The 17,127-nt window shown below is 63.6% G+C and carries 11 protein-coding genes; 3 read left to right on the forward strand and 8 right to left on the reverse strand.

What is annotated here, in order from left to right; all coding sequences use genetic code 11:
- Positions 1-39: 39 nt before the first annotated feature.
- Positions 40-1,011, forward strand: coding sequence for an NAD(P)-dependent oxidoreductase (locus tag LDB26_RS17265; protein WP_257539339.1), 972 nt, complete (start codon positions 40-42; stop codon positions 1,009-1,011).
- Between the two features lie 21 nt (positions 1,012-1,032).
- Here the strand turns inward: LDB26_RS17265 and LDB26_RS17270 are convergent, their stop codons facing one another.
- The 7 genes from LDB26_RS17270 to LDB26_RS17300 form a co-directional block, all read right to left on the reverse strand.
- Entirely contained in the window at positions 1,033-2,430 is a 1,398-nt protein-coding gene (locus tag LDB26_RS17270; RefSeq protein WP_257539341.1) for an efflux transporter outer membrane subunit, read from the reverse strand.
- Positions 2,423-3,325, reverse strand: a complete 903-nt coding sequence (locus LDB26_RS17275; RefSeq protein ID WP_257539343.1) for an efflux RND transporter periplasmic adaptor subunit — start codon at positions 3,323-3,325, stop codon at positions 2,423-2,425. Before LDB26_RS17275 ends, LDB26_RS17270 begins: the two co-directional genes overlap by 8 nt.
- A complete protein-coding gene (locus LDB26_RS17280) occupies positions 3,322-3,537 on the reverse strand; it encodes a DUF1656 domain-containing protein (protein WP_062062070.1) in 216 nt (71 codons plus the stop codon). The genes LDB26_RS17275 and LDB26_RS17280 overlap by 4 nt, the downstream gene beginning before the upstream one ends.
- A complete protein-coding gene (locus LDB26_RS17285; protein ID WP_257539346.1) occupies positions 3,534-5,585 on the reverse strand; it encodes an FUSC family protein in 2,052 nt (683 codons plus the stop codon). Before LDB26_RS17285 ends, LDB26_RS17280 begins: the two co-directional genes overlap by 4 nt.
- A complete protein-coding gene (locus tag LDB26_RS17290) occupies positions 5,582-6,031 on the reverse strand; it encodes a MarR family winged helix-turn-helix transcriptional regulator (RefSeq protein ID WP_062062075.1) in 450 nt (149 codons plus the stop codon). Before LDB26_RS17290 ends, LDB26_RS17285 begins: the two co-directional genes overlap by 4 nt.
- 112 nt (positions 6,032-6,143) lie before the next feature.
- Positions 6,144-6,446: a hypothetical protein gene (locus LDB26_RS17295; protein WP_062068343.1), complete on the reverse strand. Its 303-nt coding sequence runs from the start codon at positions 6,444-6,446 to the stop codon at positions 6,144-6,146.
- 24 nt (positions 6,447-6,470) lie between these two features.
- Positions 6,471-9,338, reverse strand: coding sequence for a pitrilysin family protein (locus tag LDB26_RS17300; protein ID WP_257539347.1), 2,868 nt, complete (start codon positions 9,336-9,338; stop codon positions 6,471-6,473).
- Between the two features lie 154 nt (positions 9,339-9,492).
- Here LDB26_RS17300 and LDB26_RS17305 point away from each other — a divergent pair, with 154 nt between their 5' ends.
- Both LDB26_RS17305 and clpB read left to right on the forward strand, forming a co-directional pair.
- A complete protein-coding gene (locus tag LDB26_RS17305) occupies positions 9,493-11,121 on the forward strand; it encodes a M28 family metallopeptidase (RefSeq protein ID WP_257539348.1) in 1,629 nt (542 codons plus the stop codon).
- Between the two features lie 115 nt (positions 11,122-11,236).
- The gene (gene clpB, locus LDB26_RS17310; protein WP_257539349.1) at positions 11,237-13,816 is read left to right on the forward strand and encodes an ATP-dependent chaperone ClpB; all 2,580 of its coding nucleotides are present in this window, start codon (positions 11,237-11,239) and stop codon (positions 13,814-13,816) included.
- 65 nt (positions 13,817-13,881) lie between these two features.
- Here clpB and LDB26_RS17315 read toward each other — a convergent pair whose 3' ends face one another.
- A complete protein-coding gene (locus tag LDB26_RS17315) occupies positions 13,882-16,806 on the reverse strand; it encodes a TonB-dependent siderophore receptor (protein WP_257539350.1) in 2,925 nt (974 codons plus the stop codon).
- Between the last annotated feature and the right edge of the window lie 321 nt (positions 16,807-17,127).

Consider the following 17,127-nt stretch of genomic DNA (forward strand, 5'->3'; position numbering starts at 1 on the left):
TGATTGTCTGCACCGTCGATAATGAAGGGGTTAAAGCCGATGCACATCCTGATCGCGGGTCCGGACAATGCCCGGCCATTTCTGGAAAAGCTGGCTGCGGCGATCCCGAAGGGCGGCGCGGATGTCGCGTGCCGATACGATCTGGACAGGCCATCCGATTACGACAAATGGGCGGATACCGATATATTGGTGGCGTTTGCCAGGCCCTGCGACCGCAGGGACATGGATCTCGCTCCCCGGCTGCGCGCCATCATTCTGCCCTCGCTGGGTTTTGACGGGGTCGACATCGACGCCGCGACTGCGCGCGGCATCGCCGTCGCAAACGGCCATGTGATCGAGAATTTTGAAACCGTGGCGGAAGCTGCGTTCCTGTTCATGCTGATGTCCCTCTACGACATTCATGAAGCGCAGGCGCGCCTGCGCCTTGGGGCAATACGCACCGGCCCGCCCGCCGCCCGGATGCTCAAGGGCAAGACGATAGGCATCATCGGGTTCGGCAACATAGCACGCGCATTGGTCGGGCGGCTCGAAGGATGGGGCGCCCGGACCCTTGTCTCTAGCCGCAGCCCCATCGCCCATCCGGGCGGCGGCGTCATCCGGTGCGACCTCGACACCCTGCTTGCCAATAGCGACATCGTCCTGCCGCTTGTCCCTTTGACCGGGGAGACGCAGGGACTGTTCACCAAAAAACGGCTGCTGAGCATGAAGAGGGGCGCCATCTTCATAAACCTGTCACGCGGCGCCGTCGTCGACGAAGCGGCTCTTTGCGATCTGGAGGTCATCGGGCATCTGGGCGGCATCGCGCTGGATGTGTTCGAAGTCGAGCCGCTGCCCAAGGACAGCCCGCTGCGCCATCATCCCAAAGCGATACTGACCGGCCACGAAATCGCGCATACGCAGGAAAACCTGACCGCCTTGTTCGATATGGCGCTGAACAACATCCTGTCAGCGGTGGCCGGCGACGCCATGCCCACTCTTCTCAATCCAGTGTCGGGGCAAGTTTCGGGATAGCCGGTTCGCGCAGGTCGGCCCTCACTCCCAGCCGCCGCCCAGCGCCAGGAAGATCGCGACCTGATCCAGCAGCAGTTGCGATCGCGCCGCCGCCGCCGCGGCTTCCGCGCCCGCCAGGCTCCGCTGCGCGTCCAGCAGCGACAGGAAATCCCCGCGTCCGAAGCGGAACAGCCGCTGCGCCTGTCCGGCCGACACCGCCGCGCTGTCCCGCGCCGCATCCAGCGCCGCGGCGCGCTCGGCGTCCCGGCGATAGGTTTCCAGCGCGCTCTCCGCCTGCCGCAGCGCCTCCAGCACCGTCCCGTCGAAGCGGGCAAGGTCCGCCTTCACCTGCGCGTCGGCCTGGTCGATCCGCGCCCGCACGACCGGGCGGTTGGGAAAGCTCCACGACAGGAGCGGCCCCAGGCCCATGCCGAAGGACGTGCCCCCGCCCAGATCCTTGAGCGGCCCCGACAGCCCCAGCGACCCGCCGATGCTGATATGGGGATAAAGGTCCGCCATCGCCACGCCCAGCCGCGCCGTGTCGCCCGCAATGGCGCGCTCCGCCTGCCTGATGTCGGGCCGCCGCCGGATCAGCGCCGCCCCGTCCCCCGTCGGCAGGGGCTGCCCCAGCACCGGCAACGCCGCGCATCCTTCCAACTCGGCGGGATAGTCGGCAGGCGGCCGCCCCAGCAATGTGGCGAGCAGATACAACCCGTTCTGCCGCTGCGCCTCGAACGCGGGGAGCGCCGCCGCGCTGCTTTCCACCGCTGCCTCCGCCCGGCTGACGTCGAAGGCCGTGCCCCGCCCGCCGCGGAACAGCCGCCGCGTCGCGTCCGCCGTATCGCGCTGCAAGGCCACCACCTGCCGGTTGACGCCCAGCGAATAATTGGCCGCGCACACCTGTGCATAGGCCTGCGCCACCGCCGCCGCGATGCTCGTCCGCACGGTGTCGCGCGCCGCCACGCTCGCCTCCACATCGGCGCTGCTCGCCTCGATCGCGCGCCGCACCTGCCCGTTGAGGTCGAGCGTATAGGACGCGCTCAGCCCCAGATCATAGCCGACCACGCCCGGCAGGCTCTCCCCCGTGCCCGAAGGCCGCGACAGGCTCGCCCCGCCCTCCACGCTTGTGCCGATCGTCCGCCCGGCCTGCGCCTCGCGCAGCACCGCCTGCGCCCGCGTCAGGTTAGCGTCGGCCACGCGCAGGTCGGCATTGGCCGCCAGCGCCTGTTCCACCAGCGCATCCAGCTTCGGATCGTCATAAAGCCGCCACCAACGGTCGGGCAGCGGCGCATGACTGGTCATCCCGCCCTCCCCCGCATGGAAAGCCCCCTGCGCGGCAGGCGCCGTCGCCGCCGACCGTTCCGGCGCATGATAATCCGGCCCCGCCGTGGCGCAGCCCGCCAATCCGAGCGCAGCCAGAGGCGCGAGCAGCTTACGCATGGCGGCACGTCCCCGGTTTGGCATCCTTCGCCTTGGGCTCCACCGTCACCGTCGCGGTCCGCCCGGTGATAAGGCTGATGTCGGCGGGCACCTGGGTCAGCTTGACCCGCACCGGAATGCGCTGCGCCAGCCGCACCCAGGAGAAAGTCGGCTCCACATTGGGCAACAGATTGCCCGAATCCGATCGGGTCGAATCGTTGATGCCATAAGCGATGCTTTCGACCCGCCCATGCAGGTCCTGCTCCTCGCCCATCATCCGCACCGTCACCGGCGCCCCCAGACAGATGAGCGGCAATTTCGTCTCCTCGAAATAGCCCTCGACGCGCAGGCTGTCCCTGTCCACCAGCGCCATCGCCTGCTTGCCCGCCGCCACATAATCGCCCTGATGCAGGTCCAGATTGGTGACGACGCCATTGACCGACGCCCGCACCTGCGTGCGCTTCAGGTCCAGCGCCGCGCCGTCCCGCGCCGTGATCGCCTCCGCCAGCGCCGCCTGCGCCGTCGCCACGCGGGCGACATTCTGCTCATGCGCTTCCGCCGCGACCAGATCGCCCAGCGCCATGTCGCGCCGCGCTTCCCGCCGTGCCTGCCCCAGCGTCGCCTGCGCGCTTTCCACCCGCGCCACCGCCTGCCTGAGCGCCAGTTCGTATCGGGGCCGGTCGATCACGAACAGCAGGTCGCCTTCCTGCACCCGCTGGTTGTCGCGCACCGCCACGGACGTCACCAGCCCGCCAATATCCGGCGTCACCCGCACCACATCGGCGCGCACGCGGCCATCGCGGGTCCACGGGCTGCGCTCATAATGATTCCACATCCAGATGGCGATCAGCGCGGCGGCGATGACAAGGATGATGGTGGCGGCGCTGCGGATCAGCGTCGTGGTCAAGCGGTTCATAAACGGATTCCAAGAGTGGGGACGATAAGCGCAAGCGCGCCCAGCATCAGGATGAAGATGCTGAGGTCGACCGCTGCCCGATAGGCAAGGAAACGATAGAGGCCAAAGGCGCCGATCAGCCGGGTCACGGCCCAGCTCAGGATCAGCGCGATCAGCGCCAGCAGCAGCAAAGTGGGCATGTAGACGCCGCCCAGGGCGATTTCTCCGGTCATGCGATGTCTCTCCGATAGCCGCCCGCGTCCGGGAACAGCGTGCGGCGCAGGCTCACCAGCGCCAGCACGCCGTCCCGCCGCACCGACGCCCGGCCATGGGCGGAAAGGTCGCCCAGCGCCATGTCGATGTCATGCAGCAGATCGGGCGCGGGGGGCGCGGGCGCATCGGGATCGAGCCGCCGGTAATAATGGCTGACCCCGCCCAGCACATTGCCCAGCGACGCGCCCTGATCCGGCGGCAGGTCCAGCCGCAACTGCCGCAACTCGCCGATGGAAACGCCGGTACGCAGGTCGCGCAGCGCGTCGTCGAGCGGCCTGCCGCTATGGTTGCGGACAGCCGCGAGACGCGTGGCAAGCAACCCGATGCGATCCAGCATCCGGTTGATCCAGCCGCGCACGTCGGGCGGACTCATCAACGTGGCGCGATTGGCTATGTCGATCCAGCCGGCGCGAACGGTCCGCCGGATCGCGCGCTCCACACCCGCCGACTGCAACAATCCCACCATGACGATCGCGAACCAGATGCCGACGATCTGCGCCACGGCGCCGTTCACATAGGCGGCAAAGGCATTGACATAGCGGTCCGCCAACAGCGCGGGATTGCCAAGGCCCAGCAGCGTCGGCAACGCAATGCCCGCCCATCGCGGCGAAGCCATCAGCGAACCGAGCAACAGCAGCGGCGGCGCATAGGCCATGACCAGCATGGGAAAGCCGTCGAGCCGGGGCATGATCGCATAGCCATAGAGCGCGCCAAGGGCCGACGCCACGATCGTGCCGATCAGGAATCCCTTGAGTGGGGCCAGCGGATTGTCCATCGCCGCGAAGATCGCAAGAAAGACCCCGGCCAGCATGACCGCCGTGCCCCCGTCCTTCCATCCGCTGCCGATCCACAGCGCACAGCCCAGCACCACGGTGACGAATGCGCTGAACGCGGCGCGCAGCGCGCCGGTATAATCCAGATGCAGTTCGCGGCTGCGGCGTCCTTCCAGCAGTTCGGCCACCCGCGCCGTCACCGGCGCGCGCCTGTGCGTCGCCATCTGGTCATACAGGTCGCGGCAGTCGCGATGCACGGCGATCAACGTGGCGAGCCGGGCATAGAGGCTGAGGCGCATCATGTCGGCCCAGCGCATATCCGCCCTCGCTTCCGGTTCCAGCATGGCGCAGCGGTCGATCAGCCTCTGCGCCCGCGTGGCGCGGGTGGTGCTGTCGTTTCCCGGCGACTGGAGCCATTCGCGCGTGTCGCCGATCAGCGCGTCGACCTGCGCGGGAATGGCGCCTTCATGTGCGGCCTTCAGCATCGCCAGCCGGTCCTGCACCGAAGCGCCCAGCGGCAGCAGCAGCGACAGTTGGTCCTGCATCGCTCGCACGGTGCGGACGCGCGGCGCCAGCCGGCTGATGTCGAAAGGCAGGTGGATCGACAATTGGTGCAATTCGGTGACATCCTGCGCCAGCCGCCGGCGCTCGGTGTCCAGCCCGGCGACCGGTTCGATGGCGATGGCGTCGTGCGACCAGCGTTCCGCATCGCGCAGGATCGTCTGGACCCGATTGAGCAGGACACCGGTGATCGAACCGGGCAGCACGACGCCATGGACCAGACTGCCGCACAGGATGCCGACCACGATTTCCTGCACACGCAACGCGGCGACGGTGAAAATGGCTTGGGGCGCGTCGACGTCCGGGAAGACGATCAGGCATGTGGTGTAGCCCGCCAGCACGAACATGTAGGATCGCGGCGTGCGGTCCAGCACGGATACGAAGACGCAAAGCGCCAGCCATGACGCCATGGCGAGCGACAGCAGTTCCGGCGCGTTGGCCAGCGGCGGCACGATCGCGACAGCGAACATCGCGCCGACCAGCGTGCCGACGATGCGGAACACGGCCTTGGAAATGACGGCGCCCGCCATCGGCTGGGCGACGATATAGCTGGTCAGGAATGCCCAATAGGGCCGTTCCAGCCCGATGCTGAGCGATATATAGAGCGCCAGCGTGCCCGCCAGAAAGCATTTCAGCCCGAACAGGGCTGCTGGCCATCCGAAACGCTCTTTCATGGCTCCGCGCGCCGTTCCGCTATGCGCCGTCCCAACAGTTCCATCAGGCGGACGGCGACATCTATATCGCTGTCCGGCACACCCTCCAGCAGCGCGTTGCGGAGTATATCCAGCCTCTCCATGATGGCGCCGACCAGTTCCTGTCCCGCCGGGGTTAGCGCCAGCCGGTTGGATCGCCGGTCGTCGGGATGGGGCGATCGCTCCACCAGCCGCGCCGCCTCCAGCTGATGCAATGTGCGGACGAGCGATGGCTGGGTGATTTCCAGCGCCTCCGCCAGATCGATCTGGCGCGCTTCCGGGCCCAGCCGGTCGAGGTGAAGCAAGCACCAGCCCGCCGAATTGGAAATACCGATTTCCGCCAGCGTCCGGTCCGCCAGACTGCGCCACCCGCGCGCCACAGGCGAAAATGTCCGCGAAAGCGCGCGCTGGCGTTCCAGTATCGGCATAAACAGTTAGATAGCTAACTAATCTTCATTGTCAAGAAGTGCTTTCCCTTCGCCATCTCCCTCTTGACTTTGCGATGGCCCGGCACTCGCCGGACCATCCCTTGTCCCTGGCTCAGCCCCGCCGCGTACCCGAAAATCCCGCCGCGCCAAACGCGCCAAGCTGCATCGTGCCGGTGATGGCATCGCCATTCACGTCCGCCTCGCATTCCAGCGTCATCGGCATCGGCAGCGTCATCTCCATCTTCCACGTCAGCTTGTTGCCATCGACCTTGCCGTCCTTGACGTCGAGCGATCCCATCATGCCCGCAAAGGTGCCATTGAAGCGATCCCCCGCGCTGATGACGGTGAAGACGCCGTTCTGGTCGCCCATCGGCGTCTTCGCGACGCAATCATAGGCGCCGTCCACTGCTGCCATATCCATGTCTCCCTTGTGCAGCCGTCAATCGGCCAACGTGCCCATCTCCACCGGCAGGCCGACCGCGTCAAGCTGCGGCCGCACCAGTTTCGCGTCGCCCACCACGACCCAAATCAGCCGATCGGCGTCGATCGCCTCCCGCGCGGCCTTGTCCATGTCCGCAGCCGTCATTGCGCGATAGGTGCCGGGCAGCGTCTCATAATAATTGTCCGCCCGCCCGAGCAGGTTGTTCCGCATCATCGCCCCCAGCAGGTCGGTCGATGTCTCGAAACTGCCGGGAAGCGAGAGAATCTGGCTGTTGATCGTCTGGTTGCGTTCCGCCTCGGTCGTGCCCTTCGCGGTCAGATATTCGCTGATATCCTTGCGCGCCGCGATAATCGACTCGCCGGTCTTGTCGGTCTGCACCGGGGCATAGACCAGCAGCGGGATCGTCTCCTTGACGCCGGGCAGCGCGGTCCCGGCATAATAGGCCCAGCCCTTCGTTTCGCGCAGGTCCATGATGAGGCGGGAGGTCGTGCTGCCGCCCAGCACCTCATTAGCGGTGAGGAGATCGACGGGATTATCCGTGCCTTGCTTGTTGGTGAGCACACCAGCCAGTATCATCGATTGCGGGCTTTGCGGCTTGTCGACCAGGATGATCCGGGCCGGGCGCATCATGCGGTCCATGCGGAACAGCTTCGTACCCTTCTGCGCGGCGGGCGCCTTCCAGTCGCCGAACCGCTTTTCCAGCAGCGGCATGATCTCGCTCAACGTCGTGTCGCCAGTGACGAAAATCGTTGCATTGTCGGGTCGCAGCCATGTGTCATGAAAGGCGGTCAAATCCTGCCGCACCACCGCCTTCACCCCGCTTTCCGTGCCGGAGCCGGTGAAGGGGATGCCATAGGGATGCGCCTGCCCATAAAGCAGCGGTGGCAGCAGGCGCTGCGCGATGGGCATGGGTTCGGTCTTTTCCGCCGCGATCCGGGTCAGAAGCTGGCCGCGCAGCCGCTCCACTTCCTTGGGATCGAAGGCCGGGTTGCGGATGATGTCCGACAACAGCCCCAGCGAGGCGTCGAGATTGGGCTTCAGCGCATAGAGTCCGACCGTGGTGGTATCCATGCCATTCTTCGCGCCGATGGAGGCGCCCAGCCGTTCCTGCTCCTCAGCGATCTGGACGGAACTGCGCGTCTTGGTGCCTTCGTCCAGCAGCGCGGTCGTCAGCGCCGCCGTGCCCAGCTTCGCCTTGTCATCCGCCGCGTTACCTGCGTCGAAGGACACCGACACGCGCACCACCGGCACTGTCGCGCGACGGGCAAAGACGATGGGGATGCCGTTCTTCAGCTTGGCATGTTCGACCTTCGGGAAGACGAGGTCGGCGACCGGCTCGATCGGCGGCTCGGCGATCTTGGTCGGCGCGGGCGGCTGTGCGGCGGCGGGCGCGGGCGCCTTGGGATCGCGGAAATAAGCCGGCTTGTGCGTAGCATTGCCAGCCAGCGCATTATCCGCAGCCGAACGCTCGCCTGGCGCGACCGTCAGGCAAAAGACCGGGCGACTGAGCCACTTGCGAGCGGTCTCCCTCACCGTTTGCGGGGTGGCGGCGGCATAGGCGGCAAGGTCCTTCTTATATTTGCCGGGATCGTTCGAATAGACAGCGCCTTCGGCCAGTGTCACCGCCTTGCCGCTGAAACCACCGACCTTCTCCAGCCCCGAAATCGTGCCCGACACCTGCTGCGTCGCGGCGCGGAGCACTTCGTCAGCGCTCGGTCCCTTGGCCAGATAATCGGCGAGAAGCTGGTCCAACCTTTTGCCCACCGCGACCGGGTCAGCGCCGGGCTTCACGTCCACGGTGATCTCGGCGATGCTAAGTTTCTCGAAGGGCTGGATGCTGGCCTTGACCGCGACGGCAACCTTCTCGTCCTTCACCAGGATATTATCGAGCCGCGAGGAGCCCAGCCCTCCGAAGACGGACATGGCGAGATCAAGCTGCTGCAGGTCCGGCGAATTAACACCGGGCACGATCCAGTTGCGATAGAGGCGCGTCGCGGCGACATTGTCGTGCATCACTTTCTCGACATCCTTGTCGAGCGTGGGGACGGTGGCATCCACATCCTGTGGAGCGGGACCGGCAGCGATATTGCCGAACCACTTTTCCGCCTTCACCTTCGCGGTCGGCACATCAATATCACCGGCCAGCACTAGCACGGCATTGTTCGGGCCGTAGTGAGTCCTGAACCAGTTCTGCACGTCAGTCAGGCTAGCGGCGTTCAGGTCCGCCATCGAGCCAATGGTGGAGTGACGATAGGGATGCCCTTCCGGCAGCATGGCGGCAAGCTGGGCATATTCGACGAGGCCATATGGCTCATTCTCGCCCATGCGCTTTTCGTTCTGAACCACGCCGCGTTGGGTATCGAGCTTGGTCTGCGTCACCGCGCCCAGCAAGTGTCCCATGCGGTCGGCTTCCAGAAACAGCGCCCGGTCGAGCGCGCCGGTCGGCACCGTTTCGAAATAGTTGGTGCGGTCGAACCAGGTCGTCCCGTTCCAGTCGGTCGCGCCGATATCTTCCAGCCGCCCGAAGAAGGGACCGTCCGCATTCTCCGAACCGTAGAACATGAGGTGCTCGAACAGATGGGCAAAGCCGGTCTTGCCCGCCGGTTCGAAGCGCGATCCGACATGGTACCAGACGGACACGGCGACGACGGGTGCCTTGCGGTCCGTATGGACGATGACGCGCAAGCCATTTTTGAGCGTGAATTGCTCATAGGGAATGTCGACTTTCGTCACGAGGCTGGAAAGCGGCGCGGGCGCGGCGATGGTGGCGGAAGGGGCGGCCATGGCGGTGGCAGGCAAAGCGGGCGCGAGCGAAGACAAGCCGAGCATCCATGCTGCACGACGCGACTGGGGAACAAAGGTCATGAGCGCCTCATGAAAATCCGTGGATCATGCGGCCAAGGAGAAGGCCAGTTACGCCGCAGCATAGCGGGGCGTTTTATGGACGCAATACGCATTCCGCTGGACAGCACAGACGGCGCGGATAGTTTCGATGGCCCAACCATCAGAGAGTTTCCTCATGGCCCTTCGTATTGCCCTTTCCGCTATGGCTCTTGCCCTTGCCATTCCTTCAATGGCCATAGCGCAGGACAGGCCCGTCTTTTCGTCCGACGCGATCCGCGCGGATATAAGCTTTCTGGCGGATGATCTGCTGGAAGGGCGCGATGGCGGAACGCGGGGCTACGATATTGCCGCGCGCTATGTCGCGGCGCGCTTCACCGCGCTGGGGCTGGAACAGGTCGTGCCAGATAGCTGGTATCAGCCGGTGTCGCTGGCGGTGGCGAAACTGGACAAAAACAACTCCACCGGGCTCACCATCGATGGCAAGCGTTTCGACAATGGCGGTGATGTGGCGATTGGCGCGTTTGGCCGGGAACCGAAGCAAAGTTTTGAGGCTGGCGCGGTCTTCGTCGGCTATGGGCTCCGGTCGGACCGGGAGAAGATCGACGATTATGCGGGCCTTAATCTCAAGGGTAAATGGGCAGTCGCGCTGTCGGGATCGCCGGTGGGGATGCCAAGCGAGATCGGGGCCCATCTGGCGGCGGAGAAAACGCGGGCAGCGCAACAGGCGGGCGCCATCGGCCTCATCACCATCCCCAGCCCTACCATGTTGGCGCGGACGCCATGGGAAAGATTGCAGGAGCGGGCGAGCGACCCCAGCGTGGGATGGGTGCAACCCGATGGGCAGCTTTATGTCCGCACACCGGGGATAAGAGGATCGGCCTATGCCAATGGCGCGGCGGCGGAGGCTTTGCTGGCCGGATCGGGACGGACGCTGGCGGCAGTCCGGGCCGAGGCTGGGAAGAAGGGCGGGCGGCCCAAGGGATTTGCGCTGAAGCCGCTGGTCCGCATCGACCGGACTAGCAGCGTGACGCACGCACCCAGCAGCAATGTGCTGGCGGTGCTGCCCGGTTCCGATCCGGCGCTGGCCAAAGAATATGTACTGCTGATGGCGCATCTCGACCATGTGGGCGTGAAGCCCGACACGCCCGGCAAGGACAAGATCTACAATGGCGCGATGGACAATGCGTCGGGCATCGCGACGATGCTGGCGGTAGCGAAAGCCTTTGCGGAGAGTGGAGCGCGGCCGAAACGCTCCATCCTGTTCGCGGCGGTGACAGCGGAAGAGGACGGGTTGCTGGGATCGCAATATCTGGCCAAGAACATGGTGCTGCCAGCGGGCGGGAAGCTGGTGGGCGTCGTCAATCTGGACATGCCGATCCTGACCTACGACTTTCAGGACGTGGTGGCCTTTGGGGCGGAGCATTCGACGCTGGGACCGATCGTGGAACGGGCGGCGAAGTCGGAAGGGATCGCCCTGTCGCCCGATCCGATACCTGCGGAGGGATTGTTCACGCGGTCGGACCATTATCGCTTCGTCGAGGAAGGCGTGCCTTCGGTGTTCCTGATGACGGGCTTTGCCGGGCCGGGGAAGGCGGCGTTCGAGCATTTCCTCAAGACCGATTACCACAAGCCGTCCGACCAGATCGACCTTCCTTTCCATTGGGAGGCGGCGGCGAAGTTCGCGCGGGTGAATTATGCCATTGCGCGGGAGATCGCCGATGCGGCGGAGGCTCCGCGCTGGTATGAAGGGGACTTCTTCGGCGACGCCTTCGCGCCCGGCGAGGCCAAGGCGGCGAAACCATGAATGAAAGGGCGAAGCGATGGCTTTTTGGCGTGGCCGGATAGGATATTTGCGTAACGCCTCTTGTGTTGCCTTTTAGCAACACTACATCGCGAACAGCTTTTACGAAGGGGATGTCATGAACCTCGAGAAATTCACTGATCGCGCCAAGGGCTTTCTCCAGTCGGCGCAGACCGTCGCGATCCGCATGAACCATCAGCGGATCACCCCGGAACACCTGCTCAAGGCGCTGCTGGAGGATCAGCAGGGCATGGCCGCGGGCCTGATCAAGGCCGCCGGTGGATCGCCCGAGATCGCGGTGCGCGATACCGATGCGGCGCTGGCGAAGATACCTGCCGTGTCGGGCAGCGGGGCGCAGCAGACGCCGGGCCTCGACAATGACGCCGTGCGCGTGCTCGACAGCGCGGAGCAGGTCGCCCAGAAGGCGGGCGACAGCTTCGTCACCGTCGAGCGGCTGCTGCTGGCGCTGACGCTCGCCTCCACCACGGCGGCGGGCAAGGCGCTCGCCGCGGCGGGCGTGAAGGCCGAGGCGCTCAACGCCGCGATCAACGACCTGCGCGGAGGCCGCAGCGCCGATACGGCGAGCGCCGAGGACCGCTATGACGCGCTCAAGAAATTCGCGCGCGACCTGACGCAAGCCGCGAAGGACGGTAAGCTGGACCCGGTGATCGGGCGCGACGAGGAGATTCGCCGCACCATCCAGATCCTGGCGCGGCGGACCAAGAACAACCCCGTCCTCATCGGCGACCCCGGCGTCGGCAAGACCGCCATCGCCGAAGGGCTGGCGTTGCGTATCGCCAATGGCGATGTGCCCGATACGCTGAAAGACCGCACGCTGATGGCGCTCGACATGGGGAGCCTGATCGCGGGCGCCAAATATCGCGGCGAGTTCGAGGAGCGCTTGAAGGGCGTGCTCGATGAGGTGAAGGGCGCCGAAGGGCAGATCGTGCTGTTCATCGACGAGATGCACACGCTGATCGGCGCGGGCAAGTCCGAAGGCGCGATGGATGCGGGCAACCTGCTCAAGCCCGCTCTGGCGCGCGGCGAACTGCACTGCATCGGCGCGACGACGCTCGACGAATATCGCAAATATGTCGAGAAAGACCCGGCGCTCCAGCGCCGGTTCCAGCCGGTATTCGTAGGCGAACCGACGGTGGAGGACACCATTTCCATCCTGCGCGGCCTGAAAGAGAAATATGAGCTGCACCATGGCGTGCGGATCACCGACGGCGCGCTGGTGTCGGCGGCAACGCTCTCCAACCGCTACATCACCGACCGTTTCCTGCCCGACAAGGCCATCGACCTGATGGACGAGGCGGCATCGCGCCTGCGGATGGAGGTGGAGAGCAAGCCCGAGGAGATCGAAAATCTCGACCGGCGGATCATCCAGCTCAAGATCGAGCGGGAGGCGCTGAAGAAGGAGACGGACAAGGCGTCGGCGGACCGGCTGGCGGCGCTGGAGGAAGACCTTGCCAATCTGGAGCAGCAGTCGGCGGAACTGACGCAGCGCTGGCAGGCGGAGAAGGACAAGATCGCGGGCGAAAGCAAGCTCAAGGAACAGCTCGATGCCGCGCGGCTGGAACTGGAGCAGGCGCAGCGCGGCGGCGACCTCGCGAAAGCGGGGGAACTGGCCTATGGGCGCATCCCCGAACTGGAGCGCAAGCTGGAAGAGGCGCAGAATGTCACGCAGGGCGCGATGCTGCGCGAGGAGGTGACGAGCGAGGATATCGCCTCGGTCGTGTCGCGCTGGACCGGCATCCCCGTCGACCGGATGATGGAGGGCGAGCGCGAGAAGCTGCTCGCCATGGAAGCGGAACTGGGCAAGCGCGTCATCGGGCAGCAGGAGGCGGTGAAGGCCGTGGCGACCGCCGTGCGCCGTTCGCGCGCGGGATTGCAGGACCCGAACCGGCCACTGGGATCGTTCCTGTTCCTGGGCCCCACGGGCGTCGGCAAGACGGAGCTGACCAAGGCGCTCGCGGGCTTCCTGTTCGACGACGACAACGCGATGGTGCGCATCGACATGAGCGAGTTCATGGAGAAGCACAGCGTCGCGCGGCTGATCGGCGCGCCTCCGGGCTATGTCGGCTATGAGGAAGGCGGCGTGCTGACCGAAGCGGTGCGGCGGCGGCCCTATCAGGTGGTGCTGTTCGATGAGGTGGAGAAGGCGCATGGCGACGTGTTCAACGTGCTGTTGCAGGTGCTGGACGACGGGCGCCTGACCGATGGGCAGGGGCGCACGGTGGACTTCACCAACACGATCATCGTGCTGACGTCCAATCTGGGCAGCCAGTATCTGACCAATCTGGCGGACGGCCAGAACGTCGAAGATGTCGAGCCGCAGGTGATGGAGGTCGTGCGAAGCCACTTCAGGCCGGAGTTCCTCAATCGCCTGGACGACATCATCCTGTTCCACCGCCTGGGCGCGGACCATATGGCGCCGATCGTGGATATTCAGGTCGGGCGGGTGCAGAAGCTGCTCAAGGACCGCAAGGTGGTGCTGGACCTGACGGACGGCGCGCGGGCTTGGCTGGGGCGGGTCGGTTACGATCCGGTCTATGGCGCGCGGCCATTGAAGCGGGCGGTGCAGCGTTACCTGCAAGACCCGCTCGCCGACCTGATCCTGCGCGGCGAAGTGCCGGACGGATCGACGGTGAAGGTCGAGGAAGGCGATGGCGGGTTGGTGTTGAGGGTGGCTTGATCCCACCCTTTAGCGAAAAAAGGGGGGCATATGCCCCCCTTTTCTTTTGATACTGAAAACTGTGCTCAAAACAGCTTGCCGGTTTGCAGCTTCACACCTGCATAAAGGAAGCGGCCTACACCGGAAATCGGATAGCTGAGTTCTCCCAGGTCCGGCGTCTGATCCGTGAAATTGTTGATCCCCGCATAAACCTGGAACCTTTCATCGACTTCATAGGCGAAGCGGATGTCATGTTGCTGAAGCTCTTTGTACCAGACATATTTAGGATCGACGAGATCGGGATTGCCGGTCAATTCCTCCGTCAGATAGCGGCGGGTCTTGCTGGAATAGGTGAAAGTATAGTTGGCGGTGAACTTGTTCAGTTTCCACACCAGGTCCAATGTACCGCGCCACCGGGGATTGTAAGCCTCCAAAATATCATTATCGATCTCAGCGCCGATGGAAGGAACTTCCGTCTTCCTGTCCAGATAGCCACCGATCAGGTTGATATTGAAGGTGCCGAGATTCTCGCTGGGCGAAAACACGTAGCGGATGGAGAAATCCGCGCCTGCCGTCCGCAGCGCGGCCACATTCTGCGGTCGCACATTGAAACCGATGCGACGCTGGATATCGTTGCCGTCACCCAGGACGAAGCCCGTTGCCGGATCACGGAATATATTCTCGCAGAACACATTTTCGGCGGTGGGCTGATCCACGCAAAGCCGCGCCAATTCGGTCGGCGTAGGCGTGTTGACGGCATTTTTGATCTTAATGTCGTACCAGTCGAAAGTGAGTGTCAGACCGGGAATGAACCGGGGTTGCAACACGAGGCCCGCCGTCCACGACTTAGCCGTCTCCTCCGTCAGCAACGGATTGCCGCCGGTCGTTCCGCGCCGGGTCGTATTGACTGAAGGAATGGTGGAAGGCGTGAAATTGGCAATCTCGTCCGGGGTCAGGCCAAGGCCGGACAAAATGGTGGCGCAATTCGCGCGGCGATATTGCGTGCCCTCATCCAGCCGCCTGAAATCGCAAGGGTCCTGAACCTGAAGGAACGTGCCCGTCGCGGGCTGAAACAGTTCGCCGATATTGGGCGCGCGCACCGCCTGCGAATAGGATCCACGGAACCGCAGATCGGGGATCGGCGCATAAATGCCGTCCACCTTCCATGTGGTCGTCTTGCCTACGGTGCTATAGTCGGAAAAACGTATCGCACCTCCGACCGAGAGCAGATGGGCGAAACGCATATTGGACAGGATCGGCGCATTCACTTCGCCGAAAAATTCCTTCACGTTGAAACGCCCGCCGCTGATAGGTAGCGCAGCGAAGTCACGGAATTCGCCGTTCTGAATCAGCGCATCGGGCGTCTCGCGGCTCTTTTCGCGACGATATTCTCCGCCCAGCGCGAAGCCGAAGGAACCGCCGCCGGGGAATGTGAAAACCGAATCCAGGTTGCCCGAAACGGACCCCGTCACCACTTCCTGCGAAATCTTGGAGCGGCTGACATTGTCGGCCAGCACGAAGGCGAGCGCTTCAGGATCGGCCACGCCATTGCCCAAAACATTGAGCGGACGACAGGCGCTACCCGCGCCCGGCGTGAAGGTTGTGGCAGGACCGCCAAAATTATCCGGATCGATGACACCGCCATAGGCAAGCGTCGACCGGCACACGATATCCCCCGTCACAGGATCACGCACCGCATCCAGCGCCGCATAGTAGCGGTCGCCGATCAGATTGGCGGTCTGACGGTTACGGACCTTGGTTTCGCCATAGATATAGGAAACATCATAGTTGAGATTGTCGGTAATTGCGCCGTCAAAGCCGAGCACGATACGCTTAGTCTTGCGCTTTACGGTTTCGCCGCGAATGCCGAAGTCGTAATTGTCACGCGATACCAAGGCACCGTCCGGCGCGGCGCCCGCACCAAACCGGTCGGCCAGATAAGCATTGTCCGGCTGAAGATAAGTGAAGAAATCGAAGCTGGGCTGAGCCACGGAATAGGCTTTGGTCTCGACATATTTGCCCTCTGCATAGAAGCGGATAGCGGGGGAGAATTCATAGCTGGCCAGCATATTGAACATGTGCCGGTTCTGCGATGGTTGAAGATCGCCGAAATAGCCGGCAACCGGCGTGTTCGATCCGCCGACCGCACGCGCATTACCGCCGATCAGGATTTGCCCTCGATCATAAGGAAGACCGCTGCCGGTGAAATCGGGGATGCCGTCGAGATCGAGATCCACGGCACCATCGGGCGAACTGTCGGCCCAGGTCAGATTGCTATAGGGAATCCGATCAGGAACGTTGGGATCATCATCCAAGTCATCCTGATTCTGAAGGATTTCCCTATATTTCGCAGGATTTCCCGAAAATCCGCGCGCAAAGGGGCTAAGACGATCGGACTTATTATATTCATATGCAACCGCAATGTTGCCGCGCCCTTCCGCGAAATTCTTGCCCGCCGTCACGCTGAAATAGCGATTGGCTGCGTCACCCTTGGACGAAATGCCGGATTGGGCGCGCGCGGTCAGTCCTTCGAAATTGCGCTTGAGCACGAAATTGACCACGCCCGACACGCCATCCGCGCCGTAAATCGCCGATGCGCCGCCCGTTAGAACGTCAACCCGTTCGATCAGATCTTCGGGAATAGTGTTGATATCCACAGCCGCCGAATTGGCGATGCCGGCGACGTGGCGCTTACCGTTCACGAGAACGAGTGTCCGCTCCTCCCCCAGATTGCGGAGATTGAGCAGGTTGACGCCCGTCTCACCAAAGCCCGCGTCCGCGCCTCCGGACAGCGAACTGCCGGTGGAAGCCGAAAGTGCAGGATTGCGCAAAAGAATATCGGTCAGGTTGGTACGGCCTGTCTGCTCGATCTGTTCGGCAGAAACCGCAACGATGGGATTGGCGACATCCAGTTCCGGTCGCGCAATACGCGAACCCGTAACGACAATTATCGGTTCATCTTCCCCTTGGGTCGATTCCTGCGCCATGGCATAGGATGAAATCAAAGCCATGCCGATAGCGATCGACCCAGCACTGTTCCGCAAACTTGCTGTTTTCGATATGATTTTCACTGTCCAGTCCCTTGCTCTGGAGTTCGAGAGAATGTTCTGCTCTCTCAACAATCACGCGATAGGGATTTATGCCCGACAGCATCCCGCGCATGAGTGGCTTTGAAACTGCGGATGGCGAGAGGAACTGTAAAGACAGAGAAAATGACTCCAGTTGATTATGCTGCCAACTGTAGCAAATCTATCACAGGGTTTCCATATAGCGCTAATTAGAAATTATATTATAACTATCTTATAAAAATAGAAATGATATAATGTCCGATT

The sequence above is a fragment of the Sphingobium sp. CFD-1 genome (assembly GCF_024611115.1).
GTDB classification, from domain to species: Bacteria; Pseudomonadota; Alphaproteobacteria; order Sphingomonadales; family Sphingomonadaceae; genus Sphingobium; species Sphingobium baderi_A.

Bases quoted from the DNA above. Each gene is read 5' to 3' on its own strand.
- LDB26_RS17315 (WP_257539350.1), bottom strand. From the start codon at position 16,806: ATGGCTTTGATTTCATCCTATGCCATGGCGCAGGAATCGACCCAAGGG.
- LDB26_RS17285 (WP_257539346.1), bottom strand. From the start codon at position 5,585: ATGAAAGAGCGTTTCGGATGGCCAGCAGCCCTGTTCGGGCTGAAATGC.
- LDB26_RS17275 (WP_257539343.1), bottom strand. From the start codon at position 3,325: ATGAACCGCTTGACCACGACGCTGATCCGCAGCGCCGCCACCATCATC.
- LDB26_RS17305 (WP_257539348.1), top strand. From the start codon at position 9,493: ATGGCCCTTCGTATTGCCCTTTCCGCTATGGCTCTTGCCCTTGCCATT.
- LDB26_RS17265 (WP_257539339.1), top strand. From the start codon at position 40: ATGCACATCCTGATCGCGGGTCCGGACAATGCCCGGCCATTTCTGGAA.
- LDB26_RS17300 (WP_257539347.1), bottom strand. From the start codon at position 9,338: ATGACCTTTGTTCCCCAGTCGCGTCGTGCAGCATGGATGCTCGGCTTG.
- LDB26_RS17270 (WP_257539341.1), bottom strand. From the start codon at position 2,430: ATGCGTAAGCTGCTCGCGCCTCTGGCTGCGCTCGGATTGGCGGGCTGC.
- clpB (WP_257539349.1), top strand. From the start codon at position 11,237: ATGAACCTCGAGAAATTCACTGATCGCGCCAAGGGCTTTCTCCAGTCG.
- LDB26_RS17290 (WP_062062075.1), bottom strand. From the start codon at position 6,031: ATGCCGATACTGGAACGCCAGCGCGCGCTTTCGCGGACATTTTCGCCT.
- LDB26_RS17295 (WP_062068343.1), bottom strand. From the start codon at position 6,446: ATGGCAGCAGTGGACGGCGCCTATGATTGCGTCGCGAAGACGCCGATG.
- LDB26_RS17280 (WP_062062070.1), bottom strand. From the start codon at position 3,537: ATGACCGGAGAAATCGCCCTGGGCGGCGTCTACATGCCCACTTTGCTG.